Below are 15,711 nucleotides of genomic sequence, written 5' to 3' on the forward strand. Positions count from 1 at the left end.
GTCGTGGTGTCCCGTGCCGCCGTCATCGGTTCGCCGGTGTCGCATTCGCTGTCGCCCGTCCTGCACAACGCCGCCTACGAGGCGCTCGGTCTCGACTGGACCTACACGCGCCTCGAGTGCGACGAGGTCGGAGTGGCCGGCCTGGTCGCCGGGCTCGACCCGTCGTGGGTGGGGCTGTCGGTGACGATGCCGGGCAAGCGCGCGGCGCTGGCCGTCGCCTCGTCGGTGACGGAACGGGCCGCGGTGGTGGGTGCGGCGAACACGCTGGTGCGGGTCGACGGCGGGTGGCGGGCGGACTGCACCGACGTGGACGGCGTGGTCGGGGCCCTGCGGTACGCGGGCGGGTTCTCCGGCGGGTCCTCCGGTGGTGGACGCGGGCTGCTGCTCGGGGCCGGGGGGACGGCCACCGCGGCGCTGGCGGCGTTCGCGGAACTGGGTGTGGCCGAGGTGGACCTGGTCGTGCGGGACGTGGCGCGGGTGGTGGAGGCCGTCGCCTGCGCTTCCCGGCTGGGGATCGCGCTGTCCCTTGTGGGGTGGGCTGAGGCCGACTTCGGGGCGCTCGCCGGGGCGGTGGACGTGGTGGTGAGCACGGTGCCGCCCTCGGCCACGGAGCCGGTGGCGGATCTGCTCGCCTCGGCGCCCTGTTTGCTGGACGTGATCTACCACCCGTGGCCGACGCCGTTGGGGGTCGCGGTGATGGGACGTGGGCGGACGATGGCCACGGGGCTGGACATGTTGCTGCACCAGGCGTTCGGGCAGGTGGAGCAGTTCACGGGGCGGGAAGCGCCTCGGGAGGCGATGAGGAAGGCGCTTCGGGCGGCTACGGGGGATTTGTTGCCGTTGCCGGTGGGGTGATGGTGGGAAGCCCAGCCCCGGCGCGCGATTGTCTCAATGCCCGATCTTCGTTGTCAAGACGATAAAGCCATCTTGACAACGAAGATCGGGCAGGAGGGTGCTGTGGATCGGGGGCAGAGGGGAAGTCTGGCTTCGCCAGCATCAGGCTTCGCCTGACCAAGCATCAGGCTTCGCCTGACCAAGCATCGAGCTTCGCTCGACAAGGCATCCTCGGCTGCGCCGTCGGACCAAGCATCCTCGCTTCGCGTCGGACAGGGCATCCTTGCTGCGCGGCGGACAAGGCCCCAGGCGCTTCGCGCCGGATGCGCGCTGGCGGGCTGCGCCCAATGTGGAGGGGGTTGTGCTTGCTTCGCTTCGCTTTGCTTGGTAAGCGTCGCATGGTGCCGTTTGTTTGTCTTGGATGCCAAGAGGCCGTGTGTCCTTTGTGGACACACGGCCTCTTTTTGGTGCGGCTCGGGCGAATCAGCCCTCGTCGAGGTCGGTGGAGATGATTGTTGCGATGGCTTCGAGCGCGGCGTCCGCGCCTTCGCCGTCGGCGGTCAGCACCACTTCGTCGCCGTGCATCGCGCCGAGTGTCATCAGGCCGAGCACGCTTGCGGCCTCCACCGGTTGGCCGTCGTCCTTGCGGATGGTGACCTTCACCGGCTGACCTGCCGCCGCCTTCGCCAGCAGTGCGGCTGGGCGGGCGTGCAGGCCGACCTTGCTCGCCACGGTGACCCGTCGCTCAGGCATGATCCGTCCTTTCCATTGGTGCTCCCCGAGGGGAGTCAGTCCCTCAGCGGCTTGCCGGAGGTCGTGGAGGTCTCGGAGGCGGTGACGACGCTGGGGTCGGCCTCCGGGTCCTCGTCGTCCTCGCGGCCGGGGGTGTTCAGGTTCCACTTGGTGATGACGAAGCGGAACAGGAAGTAGTAGATCGCCGCGTAGACCAGGCCGAGCACGATCAGCAGGTACGGCTTGGTGGCGATGTTCCAGTTCAGGATGAAGTCGATCGCACCGGCCGAGAACGAGAAGCCGTCGTGGATGCCCAGCGCGTTGGCGATGGCCAGCGAGGTGCCGGTCAGGACCGCGTGGATCAGGTACAGCGGCCACGCCACGAACATGAACGCGAACTCGAGCGGCTCGGTCACACCGGTGATGAAGGACGTCAGTGCCGCGGAGCCCATGATGCCCGCGATGATCTTCTTCTGCGACGGGCGAGCGGTCTGCCAGATGGCGAGCGCGGCGGCGGGCAGGGCGAACATGAAGATCGGGAAGAAGCCGGTCTGGAACGTGCCCGCGGACGGGTCGTGGGCCAGGAACCGGTTGATGTCGCCGTGGACGACCTTGCCCGTGGCGTCGGTGAAGTCGCCGAACTGGAACCACACGACGTTGTTGACGATGTGGTGCAGGCCGAGCGGGATCAGCAGGCGGTTCACGATGCCGTAGAGGCCCGCGCCGATGATCGTGCTGCCGGTGATCGCGTTGCCCAGGCTGGTCAGGCCGCTGTTGAACAGCGGGAAGAGCAGGCCGAGGACCACGCCGACGATGATCATCACGCCGGCGACCATGATCGGCACGAACCGGCGACCGCCGAAGAAGGCCAGGTACGGGGGCAGCTTGATGCGGTGGTACCGCTGCCAGAGCACCGCCGTGATCAGACCGACGACGATGCCGCCGAGGACCCGGTAGTCGATGAACTTCTGATCGGCGGGCAGAGCGCCCTCGGCGAGCGGGAGGACCAGCGGCGAGAGTGCCTTGAACACGCCCTGGAGCACCACGTAGCCGACGACGGCGGCCAAGCCGGTGGAGCCGTCGCCGCGTCGGGCGAAGCCGATCGCGATGCCCACGGCGAAGAGCAGGGGGAGGTTTCCGAAGATGGAATCCCCTGCCGCGCCGATGACCGCGGCCACCTTGTCCCAACCCAGACCGTCCTTGCCGAGCAAGTCGGCCTGACCGAGTCGCAACAAGAGACCGGCTGCCGGCAACGCGGCGATCGGCAGCATGAGGCTGCGACCGAAGCGTTGGAGCGTGGCGAGTCCCTTGATCTCACGACCGCCGGTCACCTGTGGGGCGCTGGCGCTCATCGAGTACCTCCCTTGGCGGAGTGCGGTCCGGAACCCGGGACGGTCCGGTCCAATTGCATCGTCACCTGGTAAAGATCGCCCCGGTACCAGGAAGTCATGTCCTCCACCGGTCTGCCATGCGAGCTGGCGACGCGGCGGAAGACGAGGAGGGAGCTGCCCTTGCGGATGCCGAGCAGCTTCGCGGTCTCGGCGTCGGCGCTCTCGGCCCACACCGTCTGCTTGGCGTGGTCGAGCTGCACGCCGTAGGTGTCGGCGATCAACGTGTAGAGGGACGTCGACAGGTCGTGGCGGCGCAGCTCCGGCACGATCCGCGGGTTGTACCAGCCGCGTTCCACGGCCAGCGGGACGCCGTCGGCGCGGCGCAGGCGCACCAGCTGGTAGGCCCGCTCCCGTGCGGGCAGGTCGAGGGCGCTCGCCGCGGAGTCCGGCGGGAGCGCCTCGTCGCAGCTCAGGACCTCGGTCGCCGGGATCATGCCGCGCTTGCGCATGTCGTCGGTGAAGGACTCCAGGTACAGCTGGACGTCCAACCGGCGGCGGGCGGTGAAGGTGCCGCGCCCCTTGGCCCTCGTCAGGAGACCCTCGGCGACGAGCTGTCCGACGGCTGCTCGTACGGTGATGCGCGACACCTCGTACCGGTCGGCCAGGTCGCGCTCGGACGGGATCGGCGAACCGGGGGGCAGCTCCTGCTCGGCCAGCCTGCGCAGGATGTCGCGGAGCTGGGCGTGCTTGGGCTTGGGACCGTCGACGATCCTCGTCGGAGTCTCCCTCTCGCCCATGTGCACCTCCCCGCGCTCGCTTGCCGACGACCTCATTGGTACTTTCCGGTCTAGACCAGTTTGTGCGGGGAGAATGCTCTCCGCGCGGAGCGGGTGTCAACCGCCGTTACGTGACCGTGGCCAAGCGGTGTCACCAGTCGAGAGAGGACACGAAGTGGCTGACGAGAAGGCGGAGAAGATCCTCGCTGCGCTCGGCGGGGCGTCCAACATCATCGAGATCGAGCCGTGCATCACCCGCCTGCGGTGTGAGCTCAACGACGGTTCGGTTGTCGACGAAAAGGCGCTGAAGTCCTTGGGAGCCCACGGGGTCATGCGTCAGGGCAACGTCGTGCAGGTCATCGTGGGCCCGGAGGCCGACACGATCGCCAGCGACATCGAGGACCTCCTGTGACGCTCAGCGTGGGCAGCCCGGTCGCGGGCCGGGTCGTCCCGCTGACCGAGGTGCCCGACCCGGTCTTCGCCCAGGCGATGGTGGGTCCGGGCATCGCGGTCGAACCGGACAGGGTCGCCGCGGACGTGGTGTCCCCGGTCGACGGCACGATCGTCACGCTGCACCCGCACGCGTTCGTCGTGGCCACCGAGAGCGGCGCCGGGGTGCTCGTGCACCTGGGCATCGACACGGTCAAGCGCAAGGGCGAGGGCTTCACCCTGCACGTGGTGAAGGGCGAGACCGTGCGCGCGGGCCAGACCGTCGTCAGCTGGGACCCGGCCGAGGTCGAGGCGGCCGGGTTCGCGCCCATCTGCCCGGTCATCGCGCTGGACGCCCCGGCCGACGGGCTCGGCGACCTCGCCGAGGGTTCGACCGTCGGGGTCGGTGAGCAGCTCTTCTCCTGGCAGCGCTGACCTCACGCGGGTGTCCCTTCGACGCATGTGGCGCATCGAAGGGCACCCGCGTGACGCCTGGCAAGGGTTCCGTGCGTCGATCCGGTGAACCCCCGTTACCAGGTTCACCCGTCCGGGACTCCGTGAACGGTCCGTTCGGCGGTGCTCGTCCTTGCCGGACGGCGGGGTTGGGCCGGACCGTGGACGCATGCACTGGACCGCTCTCGGATTCCTGGCCGGCACGGCCGGCGCCCTCCTGCTGCGCCGCCTGCGCCGCGGCGCGGACGTGCACTGGCTCTGGTGCGCCCTGCCGACGTCGCTGCTCTGGACGGTCGCCGCGCTCCGCCACCCGCCGCCGCACTGGCTCGCGCTGACGCTGGCGCTGGGCTGGCTCGCGGTGCTGCTCACCGCGACCGACCTGCTCCACCGGCGATTACCCGACGCCCTGACCCTGCCCGCCTACCCGGTCGCGGTGGCGCTCCTGCTGCCCGCCGGTCCGCAGGTGGTGCTCCGCGCGGCCGTCGGCGGTCTGCTGCTGGGCGCCGCGCACCTGGTCGTCCGGCTGCTCGCGCCCTCGGCGCTCGGCGGCGGCGACGTGAAGCTGGCCGCCCCGCTCGGCGCCGTGCTGGGCGCGGTCTCCTACGCGGCGGTGCCGGTCGGCGCCCTGCTCGCCTCCGCGTTCACCCTGCTGGTGGCGCTCGGCCGTCCGAATGGCGGGATTCCGCACGGACCCGGACTGCTGGCCTCGACCTGGGTCATCGCGGTGTTCACCCTGTGAAAGGATCCTCCCGTGCTGCGCTGGATCACCGCTGGGGAGTCACACGGGCCCGCTCTCGTCGCCGTGCTGGAAGGCATGGTCGCGGGGGTGGAGGTCACCACCTCGGACCTCACCGTCCAACTGGAACGCCGCAGGCTGGGCTTCGGCCGCAGCCCGCGGATGGGGTTCGAGGCCGACGAGGTGGCCATCCTCGGGGGTGTGCGCCACGGCCTCACCCAGGGCGGCCCGATCGCGGTCACCATCGGCAACAGCGAGTGGCCGAAGTGGGAGAAGGTCATGTCCGCCGACCCGGTGGATCCCGGCCTGCTCAAGCCGACCGGTCGCAACGAGGCGCTGACCAGGCCGCGGCCCGGCCACGCCGACCTGCCGGGCATGCAGAAGTTCGGCTTCGACGAGGCCCGCCCGGTGCTGGAGCGGGCGAGCGCCCGCGAGACGGCCGCGCGCACCGCGCTCGGCACCGTCGCCCGGCGCTTCCTCAAGCAGGTGTTCGACGTCGACATCGTCAGCCACGTGGTCTCCATCGGCCGCGCCTCCACGCCCGAGGGCTCGGCCGTGCCCGGCCCCGGTGACCTGGACGCGGTGGACGCGAGCCCGGTCCGCGCGTTCGACCCGGCGGGCACCGCGGCCATGGTCGCCGAGGTCGAGGCGGTCAAGGAGGCCGGTGACACGGTCGGCGGCGTGATCGAGGTGATCGCCTACGGCCTGCCGCCGGGCCTGGGCTCGCACGTGCACTGGGACCGCAGGCTCGACTCGCGGCTGGCCGCCGCGCTGATGGGCGTGCAGGCGATGAAGGGCGTGGAGATCGGCGACGGCTTCACGTCGGCGACCCGGTGGGGCAGCCAGGCCCACGACGAGATCGACCGCGGCAAGGGCCCGTCCGGCGTCAGCCGCCGGTCGAACCGCGCCGGTGGGCTCGAAGGCGGCATCACCAACGGCGAGCCGGTGCGCGCCAGGGTCGCGATGAAGCCGATCTCGACCGTCCCGAAAGCACTGTCCACTGTGGACGTCCGCACCGGCGAGGCCGCGGTCGCGATCCACCAGCGCTCGGACGTGTGCGCGGTGCCGCGCGCGGGCGTCGTGCTGGAGTCGGTGTTCGCGCTCGTGCTCGCGGAGGCGGCGCTGGAGAAGTTCGGCGGCGACTCGATCGACGAGACCAGGCGCAACGTGGCGTCCTACCTCGAAGCACTCGAAGCCCGCTGGGAGGGCCTGTGAGCACGCCGGTCTACGTGGTGCTCGGTCCGCCCGGCGCGGGCAAGACGACCGTCGGCCGACTGCTGGCGGAACGGCTCGGCGTGCCGTTCCGCGACGTGGACGAGGACATCGTGGCGACGGCGGGCAAGCCGATCTCGGACATCTTCACCTCCGACGGCGAGCCGGTGTTCCGGGCGATGGAGGAGCAGGCCGTCGCGGACGGGCTGAAGACGCACGAGGGCGTGCTGGCGCTCGGCGGCGGCGCGGTGCTGTCCGCCGCGACCAGGCAGCTGCTGGCCGGGCACGCCGTGGTGTTCCTCAACGTCGGCATGGCCGAGGGCGTGAAGCGCACCGGCCTGTCGAACTCGCGGCCGCTGCTCACCGGCATCAACCCGCGGGCGACGTTCAAGGCGCTGCTGGACGCGCGGCTCCCGCTCTACCGGGAGGTCGCGACCATCGAGGTCGCCACCGACAGCCTCGAACCGGAGCAGGTCGTCGACGCCGTGCTCGAACCGCGCTGACCCGTGGAGGCGACGCGCGCCCAGGTCCTGGCACACCGGGCGGCGGTGCAGGGCCTGCACGGCGGCGTCGCGCTCGACGACGTCGAGGCGCTGGCGCTCGGGTTCGTCGACAGCCCGCCCAAGACCGGCGGAGTGGGCATCGCGGTGCGCACCGGACCGGTGGACCTCGACGGGCTGGTGCGCGTGCTCAGCCTGCGCGGTGCGCCGCACCTGCACCGGCGGGCGGACCTGCCCGTGCTGCGGCGGGAGCTGCGACCGCGCACCCCGCGCCAGTTCGCGGCCTGGGTCGGCGGGTTCGACCCGCCCGACCTCGGGCACCTCGACCTGTTGATCGAGCTGCTGCGCCGCGAGTTCCCCGGCGACCGCGCCACCAAGGGCGAGCTGTCCGCGGCGGTCAGCCCGCTGCTGCCCGCCGACTGGACGCCGTGGTGCGAGCCCTGCGGGGCCGATCACGTGGTGGACGGGCTGTTCCGGCTCGGCACGCTGCTCGCGGGCCTCGAGCTGGAGCACGTGGGGGCGAGGCTGGTGTTCCGCAAGCCGACCGGCCCGCTTCCCGTGGTCGAGGACGCGGGCGAGCCGACGCTGCTGCGCGCCTACGCCCGGTTGGTCGGGCCGTTCGCCAAGGCGGACGCGGAGAAGTGGCTCGGCGCCGGTCCGCGGGCCGCGTGGCCACAGGAGCTGCGGCCGGTCACCGTGGACGGGCGCGGGCTGCTGGTGTCGGAAGACGTCGGCGAGGCGCCACCGCCGCCCGCGGCGCTGCTGCTGTTCCACCGCGACCCGTACCTGCTCGGCCCCCGGTGGCTGGTGGCACCGGACGCCGCCGTCGCCAAGCGGGTGTGGCGGCCGGTCGGCAGCCCCGGCGCGCTGGTCGTGCACGGCGAGGTCGTGGGGGACTGGCGGTACTCCTTCAGCGGCCGCACGGTGACGTTCGCCGTGCGGGGCTGGAGCCGGATCAGGGGTGCGGCGCGCAAGGCGCTGGGCGAGCAGGCCGAGCTGCTGGCGGCGGTGTGGGGCGCCTCCGCGCTGGAACCGAACGTGGTCGAATGGGCCCAACCGTGAACGAGGGAGAACAGTGATGGGCGAGCCGGTGCGGATCCGCGTGGCCGCGGAGCGACCGTACGACGTGGTGGTGGGTCGCGGCCTGCTCGGCGACATGACGGAGGCCGTGCGGGGGATCGCCAAGATCGCGATCATCCACCCGCCCACGCTCGTCGAGACCGCCGAGGCGCTGCGCGAGACCCTCGCCGAGGCCGGGGCCGACGCGCACCGCGTCGAGATCCCCGACGCCGAGGACGGCAAGGAGCTGCCCGTCGCCGCGTTCGTCTGGGACGTCCTCGGCAAGATCGGCCTCGGCCGCTCCGACGCCGTGATCGGCCTCGGCGGGGGAGCGGTGACCGACCTCGCCGGGTTCGTCGCGTCCACCTGGATGCGCGGGGTGAAGCTGGTCAACGTGCCCACGACGCTGCTCGGCATGGTCGACGCCGCCGTCGGCGGCAAGACCGGCGTCAACACCGCCGCGGGCAAGAACCTCGTCGGCACGTTCTACGAGCCCACCGCCGTCTTCGTCGACCTCGCCACCCTGGACACCTTGCCCCGCAACGAGCTCGTCGCGGGCATGGCCGAGATCGTCAAGGGCGGCTTCATCGCCGACCCCGCCATCCTCGACCTCATCGAGGCCGACCCCGAGGCCGCGCTGGACCCGTCCGGCGACGTCCTGGAGGAGCTGGTCCGCCGCAAGATCCAGGTCAAGGCCGACGTGGTCTCCACCGACCTGCGCGAGTCCGACCTGCGCGAGATCCTGAACTACGGCCACACCCTCGGCCACGCCATCGAACGCCGCGAGCGCTACAAGTGGCGCCACGGCGCCGCCATCAGCGTCGGCCTGGTCTTCGCCGCCGAACTGGCCCGCCTCGCGGGTCGCCTCGACGACGCCACCGCCGACCGCCACCGCACCGTGCTGACGAGCCTGGGGCTCCCCACCAGCTACGACCCGACCGCGCTGCCCCAGCTCCTGGAGGGCATGCGCGTCGACAAGAAGAACCGCTCCGGCGTCCTCCGCTTCGTCGTCCTCGACGGCCTCGCCAAACCCGGCCGCCTCGAAGGCCCCGACCCCTCCCTCATCGCCGCCGCCTACTCCGCGGTCGCCGCCGAACCCACGTCTTCCGCCGGAGGCATCGTCCTGTGAAGGTCCTCGTCCTCAACGGCCCCAACCTCGGCCGTCTCGGCACCCGCGAACCCGACGTCTACGGCCACACCACCTACGCCGACCTCGTCGCCCTCTGCGAGGGCACCGGCCACGAACTGGGCTTGGAGGTGGACGTCCGCCAAACCGACTTCGAAGGCGAGATGCTCACCTGGCTCCACGAGGCCGCCGACCACCAGTACCCCGTCGTCCTCAACCCAGCCGCCTGGACCCACTACTCCATCGCCGTCCGCGACGCCTGCTCCCAACTGACGGCACCGCTCATCGAGGTCCACATCTCCAACGTGCACAAGCGCGAGGACTTCCGCCAACACAGCTACATCTCCGCAGTAGCCACCGGCACCATCCTCGGCCTAGGCATCCACGGCTACTCCCTAGCCCTCCGCGCCCTAACCACCACCACCCCCTAACCCCAGGCCCCGCGCCAGCCACCCACTGGCGCGGGGCACCACCACCCCACCCACAACACAAAGCACCCACCCGCTTTGTCCGGCGAAGCTCGGATGCCCTGTCCGACGCGCAGCGAGGATGCCCTGCCCGACGGCGGAGCCGAGGGTCCCCACGTTGGGCGCAGCCCGCCAGCGCACATCCGGCGCGGAGCGCCTGGGGCCGTGTCCGCCGCGAAGCAAGGATGCTTTGTCCAACGGCGAAGCCGAGGATTCCGGACAGGGCACAGCCCGCCACCTCGCCCCCGGCGCGGAGCGCCCGCCGCTTGGTCCGACGCGCAGCGAGGATCCCCTGCCCAACGGCGAAGCCGACGGTCCCCACGCCAGCCCGCCAACGCGCATCCGGCGCGGAGCGCCCCACCGCCTTGTCCGACAGCGCAGCGACGATGCCCTGCCCAACGGCGAAGCCGAGGGTCCCCCCGCCGGGCGCAGCCCGCCACCCCCACCCGGCGCGGAGCGCCCGCCCGCCTTGTCCGCCGCGCAGCAAGGATGCCTGGTCCGACGGCGAAGCCGAGGATGCCCTGTCAGGCGCAGCCTGATGCCCCCGAAACCCACCCTTCCCCCAAGCACCCCGCCGAAAAACCATCTCTATGCCCACTCCTGCTTGTCAAGATAGCTTCACCGTCTTGACAAGCAGGAGTGGGCATAGAACACTCGGCGCCTGGGGTGCCCCCACGCCCCCCACACCCCCAAGGCAACAGATGAACCACGGCCTCCTCCACCACGTAGAACTCTGGGTACCCCACCTCACCCGAGCGGAGGACACCCTGGGGTGGCTCCTCCGCCAACTCGGCTGGTCCGAACACCAGCGCTGGGACGCCGGGATCAGCTGGCGCCTCGGCCCCACCTACATCGTCGTGGAGCAGTCCCCCGCCCTCACCGGCACAACCCACCACCGCACCAGTCCCGGCCTCAACCACCTAGCCCTGCACGTCAACCCCCGATCCACCCTCGACACCCTCACCGAGGCGGCCCAGCGCAACGGCTGGACCCTCCTGTTCCCCGACCGCCACCCCCACGCGGGCGGCCCCGACCACTACGCTGCCTACCTTGAGAACCACGACGGCTTCGAAATCGAACTAGTCGCCACCAGTGACGACACCAGTGCCGACTAGTCGCCTGGACGGGTGAACAACTCTCTAGACTGTCCCCGATTCGCCCACCGAAGACCGTCCCGGTCCGCCCGCCCAAGACCGTCCCGGTTCGCCCGCCGAAGACCGTCCCAGGTTCGCTCGCCGATCGAGTGGAGGAACGTCCCCGCTATGCCGAGGCCTCTCCGGCTCCTGGCGTTGGTCGCCGCAGCTGCCCTGCTGTCCTCGTGCAGCACCGGTGTCGCGATGACCCAGGCCGAGGGCACCGGCCCCATCGCCCCGCCGGTCGCACAGCAGCAGCAACAGCAGCAGAAGCGCACGCAACCCCCGGACGCGATCCCGCTCGCCTCCGACCGCGCCCGCGGCAGCGCGGGGGTCGTCGCGGCGGGTGGTGGTGACTCGCCCTACAACTACGGCCCCACGGTGCTGGTCGAGAACGGTCGCGACCGCATGTGGTGGTGCAGCCAGCTCGGTGTCGCGGTCCCCGCGGGCGACGACCTCCTGTACGCCGAGAGCGCGTCGCTGACCGGCCCGTTCGCCGCCCCCGACGGCTCGATGGCGCTGCCCGTGCTCAGCGGCAGCGTGAACGGGTTCGACGGGATGCACACCTGCGACCCGTCGGTCATCCACGTCGGCTCGACCTACTACCTCTACTACACCGGCGCGTCCGGCGAGCACGCGCACGGCAACGGGATCGGTATCGCGACCAGCGCGGACGGCATCTCGTGGCAGCGCGCGCACAACGGCCAGCCGATCATCGGGCCCGCGTACGACACGATCCGCGACAACACCTACGGCGTCGGGCAGCCCGCCGCGCTGCACCTGGACGGCTGGTTCTACCTGATGTTCACCGACACCACCGGCCGCGCCGCGGGGTGGAACGGGGCGGGCCAGTTCGTGCTGCGGTCGAAGGACCCGCTGTTCCAGTCGGGCGTGCAGGCGTTGGGGGACAGGGGTTTCGCGACCGTGTCGGTCACCAACGCGCCGCGCGCCCGGTCCGTGGTCGACGCGTTCAGCGCGGACTGGATGTGGGTGGGGGCGCTGAACGCGTTCGCCATCGCCCACGAGACCGAGTCCGGCACCAGCATCACGTTCTGGAACTCCGACTTCACCGCCCAGCCGTACAAGCAGATCACCGTGCCCGGCCCGTGGCGCGAGGGGCCGGGGCTGGTGCGCACGTCCGAGGGCCACGCGCCGATCGCCACCGACGACCCGTGCGGTCGGGTGCCGGTCGACGTCGTCCGGGCCACCGTGGACGGCGCGGCGGGCGCGCCGACGGACCTGGCCCACTTCGGCATGGACCTCGCGGGCGTCCCCGGCTGCGCCTCCAAGGAGGCCGCGTCCGTGCTCGACGGCTTCGCCGTGCCGTCGCCGGAGCGCACGATGGACCTCGTCCACGACGGCAAGGTCGTGCGGCTGGAACGGCGCTCGGTCACCGACCGGCTGGCGGGCGTCGTGCTCGACCGCCGTCCCGCGATCGTCGACCAGCTCCCGGTCGTCGCGAACATCCCGTCCGGCGCGCAGGCGGTCCGCTCACCGGACGGCAAGGTCGGCGTGCTCCTGGACGGCGGCAAGGTGTGGCTCATCGGCGACGAGTCCGTCGCCGCCCTGAACTCCTCGACGGTCAAGCAGGCCACCGCCCAGGAGTGGAAGTCCTACGACCAGGCGGGCGACCTGTCCCGCCGCTAGGGTTGGTGCGACTCGTCGGGCTGGGGCAGCAGGTTCCCGACCCCCATCCCGATGGCGGCGGACACCAGCACCACCAGCGCGGTGAACGCGGCCCCGCCGGTCAACGCGGGCCACAACGACTCGGTGCCCGTCTGGTCCACCAGCAGGCCGGTGCCGAGCACCCCCAGCACCCCCGCCAGCGGTCCCGCGACCAGCGCGGCGAAGAACCAGCACAGCCCCCGCCCGTCCATCCCGCGCCACGCGTCCAGCGCGCCCCACAGCAGTGCGACCACCACCACGAGCCCGAACGCGATCACCCGGACCGACGAGCTCGCCTCGGGGCTGCGCACGTTGACGGCCACCACCCCGGCCTGCACGGCACCGTGCAGCAAGCCCATCCAGACCCCGCGGATCAGCCACGCACCCATGGCGAACAGCGTAATGCCCCGTCAGCCGGTCGCCGGAGCGGTGCCGGGACCCGAACACCGACTTCCGCAGGCCTGTGCAACCCGTCGGATCGCCCTACGCTGCGAGGTATGCCGCTGCACGCCCCGCGCCGCGCCGCACTGCGCGCCAAGCTCCGCGAACAGGACCTCGACGCCCTGCTGGTGACCGACCTGCTCAACGTCCGCTACCTCACCGGGTTCACCGGGTCGAACGCGGCGCTGCTGGTGTCGGCCGGGTCGGAGGAGGAGTCGGTGTTCTGCACCGACGGGCGGTACCTGACCCAGTCGCAGGCGCAGGTGCCCGACCTGGAGCGCGTCGTCGACCGGCCGTGCGACCTCGTGCTGGCGGCGCGGGCGGGCCGGGACGGGGTCCGGCGGCTGGGGTTCGAGAGCGGGCACGTGACCGTGGACGGGCTCGACGGGATCGGGCGGGCCGCGGCCGGGGTGGAGCTGGCGCGCGCGCCGGGGCTCGTGGAGGAGCTGCGGGTGGTGAAGGACGACGCCGAGGTGGAGGCGCTGCGGATGGCGTGCGCGGCGGCGGACCGGGCGCTGGTGGACCTGATCGAGCACGGCGGCCTGCGGGCCGGGCGGACCGAGCGGGAGATCGGGCGCGAGCTGGAGAACCGGATGCTCGACCACGGGGCGGACGGGCCGTCGTTCGAGACGATCGTGGCGGTCGGCGCGAACTCGGCGATCCCGCACCACTCGCCGACCGACGCCGTCGCGAAGCCCGGCGACTTCGTGAAGCTGGACTTCGGCGCGCTGGTCGACGGCTACCACTCCGACATGACGCGCACCCTCGTCCTCGGCCGGGCCGCGGACTGGCAGCGGGACCTGTACGAGCTGGTCGCGCGGTCGCAGGCGGCCGGTCGGGAGGCGCTCGGACCCGGTGTCGACGTGCGGGCGGTGGACGCCGCGTCGCGCCGCGTCATCGAGGACGCCGGGCACGGCGAGCGGTTCCTGCACGGGCTCGGCCACGGCGTCGGACTGCAGATCCACGAGGCTCCGGCGTTGTCGAAGTCGGGTGAAGGTACACTTTCCGCCGGTATGGCGGTCACCGTCGAGCCCGGCGTCTACCTGTCGGGAAAGGGCGGTGTCCGCATCGAGGACACGCTCGTGGTGCGTGGGAACGCGCCGGAGCTCCTCACCCTGACCACGAAGGAACTCGTGGTCGTCTAAGCGCCCGCCTCGCCGGGCTTGCCCCTCGGACAACAGGAGAGACCACCACCGTGGCCACGACCAACGACCTGAAGAACGGCCTGGTGCTGAACCTCGACGGCCAGCTGTGGACCGTCACCGCGTTCCAGCACGTCAAGCCGGGCAAGGGTGGTGCCTTCGTGCGCACCACGTTGAAGCACGTCCTGTCCGGCAAGGTCGTGGACAAGACCTTCAACGCGGGCACGAAGGTCGAGACGGCCACCGTGGACAAGCGGACGATGACGTTCCTCTACAAGGACGGCAACGACTTCGTCTTCATGGACAGCGACACCTTCGACCAGATCACCGTGCCCGGCGAGACCGTGTCGGACGCGGCGGGCTACATGCTGGAGAACCAGGAGGCCATGGTCGCGACCCACGAGGGCGTGCCGCTCTTCGTGGAGCTCCCGACCTCGGTCGAGCTGCTGATCGAGCACACCGACCCCGGCCTGCAGGGCGACCGCTCCACCGGCGGCACCAAGCTCGCCAAGCTGGAGACCGGTGCCGAGATCCAGGTGCCGCTGTTCGTCACCACGGGCGAGAAGGTCAAGGTCGACACCCGCGACGGTCGCTACCTCGGCCGTGTGAACAGCTGACATGGGCGCACGCAGCAAGGCCCGGAAACGCGCGGTCGACATCCTCTTCGAGGCGGACCTGCGCGGCCAGGACCCGGTGACGCTGGTCGCCGGGCGGATCGGGTCGGTCGACGTGCCGCCGGTGAACGACTACACGGTGACGCTCGTCGAGGGCGTGACCGCGCACCAGGCGCGGATCGACGACCTGATCTCGGAGCACGCCGAGGGCTGGACGTTGCAGCGGATGCCCGCGGTCGACCGCGCGGTGCTGCGGATCGGCCTCTACGAGCTGCTGTGGGCGACGGACGTGCCGGACGCGGTCGCGATCGACGAAGCGATCGAGCTGGCCAAGGGCCTGTCCACGGACGACTCGCCGCGGTTCGTCAACGGCGTGCTCGGCCGGATCGCGGTCATCGCGGACCAGTTGCGCGCCGTCCTGTAGGAGCACTGGCAAGACCGGCTAAGGCCACCTCGGGGAACCGGGGTGGCCTTAGCCGGTTCAGTCCTCCTTGGCCGGACGGGCCTCGGGGGGGAGCACACCCCAGTCGATGAGCTGCTCGGTGAGCTCGCCGGGGGTCATGTCGTAGATGATCGCCAGCGAACGCAGGTCCTCGGTGCGGATCGAGAGCACCTTGCCGTTGTAGTCGCCGCGCTGGCTCTGGATGGTCGCGGCGTAGCGCGCCAGCGGCCCGACCTTCTCCGCCGGTAGCTGTTGCAGCCGTTCGAGGTTGATCACGATCTTGGTGGCGGGCTCCGCGCCCGAGGGCACTCGGCCTTCCGGCAGCAGCTCGGCCACCGGGACCCCGTAGAAGTCGGCCAGCTCGGCCAGCTTCTGCACGGTCACGGCTCGGTCGCCACGCTCGTACGAGCCGACGACCACGGCCTTCCAGCGACCGCCGGACTTCTGCTCGACGCCGTGCAGGGACAAACCCTGCTGCTGCCGGATCGCGCGGAGCTTGGCCCCCAACGCCTTGGCGTAGTCGCCCATATGGCGGTTCTCCGTTCATTCGCCCCGTCAGCCGGTAGGGGACTGGGCCGGGGAGGTCAGACTCAATACGCAGAGTAATGATTGCTCTCCG

18 protein-coding genes and 1 pseudogene are annotated in these 15,711 nt (G+C 71.3%); 14 read left to right on the top strand and 5 right to left on the bottom strand.

Going from position 1 to position 15,711, the window contains the following annotated elements:
• Positions 1–3 precede the first annotated feature (3 nt).
• A complete protein-coding gene (locus CLV43_RS46665; protein WP_106197017.1) occupies positions 4–855 on the top strand; it encodes a shikimate dehydrogenase in 852 nt (283 codons plus the stop codon).
• Positions 856–1,317: 462 nt separating this feature from the next.
• On the opposite strand, the gene CLV43_RS46670 is transcribed toward CLV43_RS46665, so the two are convergent.
• Genes CLV43_RS46670 through CLV43_RS46680 form a run of 3 tightly spaced genes read right to left on the bottom strand, consistent with a single transcriptional unit; the run spans position 1,318 to position 3,694 of the window.
• Entirely contained in the window at positions 1,318–1,587 is a 270-nt protein-coding gene (locus CLV43_RS46670) for an HPr family phosphocarrier protein (RefSeq protein ID WP_106197018.1), read from the bottom strand.
• Between the two features lie 35 nt (positions 1,588–1,622).
• Positions 1,623–2,918 carry a PTS transporter subunit EIIC gene (locus CLV43_RS46675; RefSeq protein WP_106197019.1) on the bottom strand — a complete coding sequence of 432 codons (1,296 nt, stop codon included), beginning with the start codon at positions 2,916–2,918 and terminating at the stop codon, positions 1,623–1,625.
• The gene (locus tag CLV43_RS46680) at positions 2,915–3,694 is read right to left on the bottom strand and encodes a GntR family transcriptional regulator (RefSeq protein ID WP_106197020.1); all 780 of its coding nucleotides are present in this window, start codon (positions 3,692–3,694) and stop codon (positions 2,915–2,917) included. Before CLV43_RS46680 ends, CLV43_RS46675 begins: the two co-directional genes overlap by 4 nt.
• Positions 3,695–3,848: 154 nt before the next feature.
• On the opposite strand from CLV43_RS46680, the gene CLV43_RS46685 reads away from it, so the two are divergent.
• The 10 genes and pseudogenes from CLV43_RS46685 to CLV43_RS46730 all read left to right on the top strand — a co-directional run bounded on the left by CLV43_RS46685 (position 3,849) and on the right by CLV43_RS46730 (position 12,435).
• Positions 3,849–4,085: a PTS sugar transporter subunit IIB gene (locus CLV43_RS46685; protein WP_106197021.1), complete on the top strand. Its 237-nt coding sequence runs from the start codon at positions 3,849–3,851 to the stop codon at positions 4,083–4,085.
• Positions 4,082–4,537: a PTS sugar transporter subunit IIA gene (locus CLV43_RS46690; protein WP_106197022.1), complete on the top strand. Its 456-nt coding sequence runs from the start codon at positions 4,082–4,084 to the stop codon at positions 4,535–4,537. The genes CLV43_RS46685 and CLV43_RS46690 overlap by 4 nt, the downstream gene beginning before the upstream one ends.
• Positions 4,538–4,724: 187 nt before the next feature.
• Entirely contained in the window at positions 4,725–5,294 is a 570-nt protein-coding gene (locus CLV43_RS46695) for a prepilin peptidase (RefSeq protein ID WP_106197023.1), read from the top strand.
• A gap of 12 nt (positions 5,295–5,306) precedes the next feature.
• Entirely contained in the window at positions 5,307–6,506 is a 1,200-nt protein-coding gene (aroC, locus tag CLV43_RS46700) for a chorismate synthase (protein WP_106197024.1), read from the top strand.
• Positions 6,503–7,006, top strand: coding sequence for a shikimate kinase (locus tag CLV43_RS46705; RefSeq protein WP_106197025.1), 504 nt, complete (start codon positions 6,503–6,505; stop codon positions 7,004–7,006). Before aroC ends, CLV43_RS46705 begins: the two co-directional genes overlap by 4 nt.
• Positions 7,007–7,009: 3 nt before the next feature.
• Positions 7,010–8,065: a DNA glycosylase AlkZ-like family protein gene (locus CLV43_RS46710; RefSeq protein WP_106197026.1), complete on the top strand. Its 1,056-nt coding sequence runs from the start codon at positions 7,010–7,012 to the stop codon at positions 8,063–8,065.
• 16 nt (positions 8,066–8,081) lie between these two features.
• Positions 8,082–9,191 carry a 3-dehydroquinate synthase gene (gene aroB / locus CLV43_RS46715; RefSeq protein WP_106197027.1) on the top strand — a complete coding sequence of 370 codons (1,110 nt, stop codon included), beginning with the start codon at positions 8,082–8,084 and terminating at the stop codon, positions 9,189–9,191.
• A complete protein-coding gene (gene aroQ / locus CLV43_RS46720) occupies positions 9,188–9,619 on the top strand; it encodes a type II 3-dehydroquinate dehydratase (protein ID WP_106197028.1) in 432 nt (143 codons plus the stop codon). The genes aroB and aroQ overlap by 4 nt, the downstream gene beginning before the upstream one ends.
• Positions 9,620–10,362: 743 nt before the next feature.
• Positions 10,363–10,770: pseudogene (locus tag CLV43_RS46725) on the top strand (VOC family protein); the annotation flags it as partial.
• A 147-nt stretch (positions 10,771–10,917) separates the two neighbouring features.
• Positions 10,918–12,435, top strand: coding sequence for a glycoside hydrolase family protein (locus tag CLV43_RS46730; protein WP_106197030.1), 1,518 nt, complete (start codon positions 10,918–10,920; stop codon positions 12,433–12,435).
• Here CLV43_RS46730 and CLV43_RS46735 read toward each other — a convergent pair.
• Positions 12,432–12,842 (bottom strand): B-4DMT family transporter, encoded by a 411-nt coding sequence (locus CLV43_RS46735; protein WP_106197031.1) that lies wholly within the window; start codon positions 12,840–12,842, stop codon positions 12,432–12,434. The genes CLV43_RS46730 and CLV43_RS46735 overlap by 4 nt on opposite strands.
• 108 nt (positions 12,843–12,950) lie before the next feature.
• On the opposite strand from CLV43_RS46735, the gene CLV43_RS46740 reads away from it, so the two are divergent.
• Genes CLV43_RS46740 through nusB form a run of 3 tightly spaced genes read left to right on the top strand, consistent with a single transcriptional unit; the run spans position 12,951 to position 15,074 of the window.
• Positions 12,951–14,039 (top strand): M24 family metallopeptidase, encoded by a 1,089-nt coding sequence (locus CLV43_RS46740; RefSeq protein WP_106197032.1) that lies wholly within the window; start codon positions 12,951–12,953, stop codon positions 14,037–14,039.
• Between the two features lie 50 nt (positions 14,040–14,089).
• Positions 14,090–14,653, top strand: a complete 564-nt coding sequence (gene efp, locus CLV43_RS46745) for an elongation factor P (protein ID WP_106197033.1) — start codon at positions 14,090–14,092, stop codon at positions 14,651–14,653.
• Position 14,654: 1 nt separating this feature from the next.
• Complete coding sequence (nusB, locus tag CLV43_RS46750; RefSeq protein WP_106197034.1) at positions 14,655–15,074, top strand: transcription antitermination factor NusB; 420 nt, start codon at positions 14,655–14,657, stop codon at positions 15,072–15,074.
• A 57-nt stretch (positions 15,075–15,131) separates the two neighbouring features.
• On the opposite strand, the gene bldD is transcribed toward nusB, so the two are convergent.
• Positions 15,132–15,620 (bottom strand): transcriptional regulator BldD, encoded by a 489-nt coding sequence (gene bldD, locus CLV43_RS46755; RefSeq protein ID WP_015103676.1) that lies wholly within the window; start codon positions 15,618–15,620, stop codon positions 15,132–15,134.
• Positions 15,621–15,711 lie beyond the last annotated feature (91 nt).

Source organism: Umezawaea tangerina (assembly GCF_003002815.1).
Lineage (GTDB): Bacteria > Actinomycetota > Actinomycetes > Mycobacteriales > Pseudonocardiaceae > Umezawaea > Umezawaea tangerina.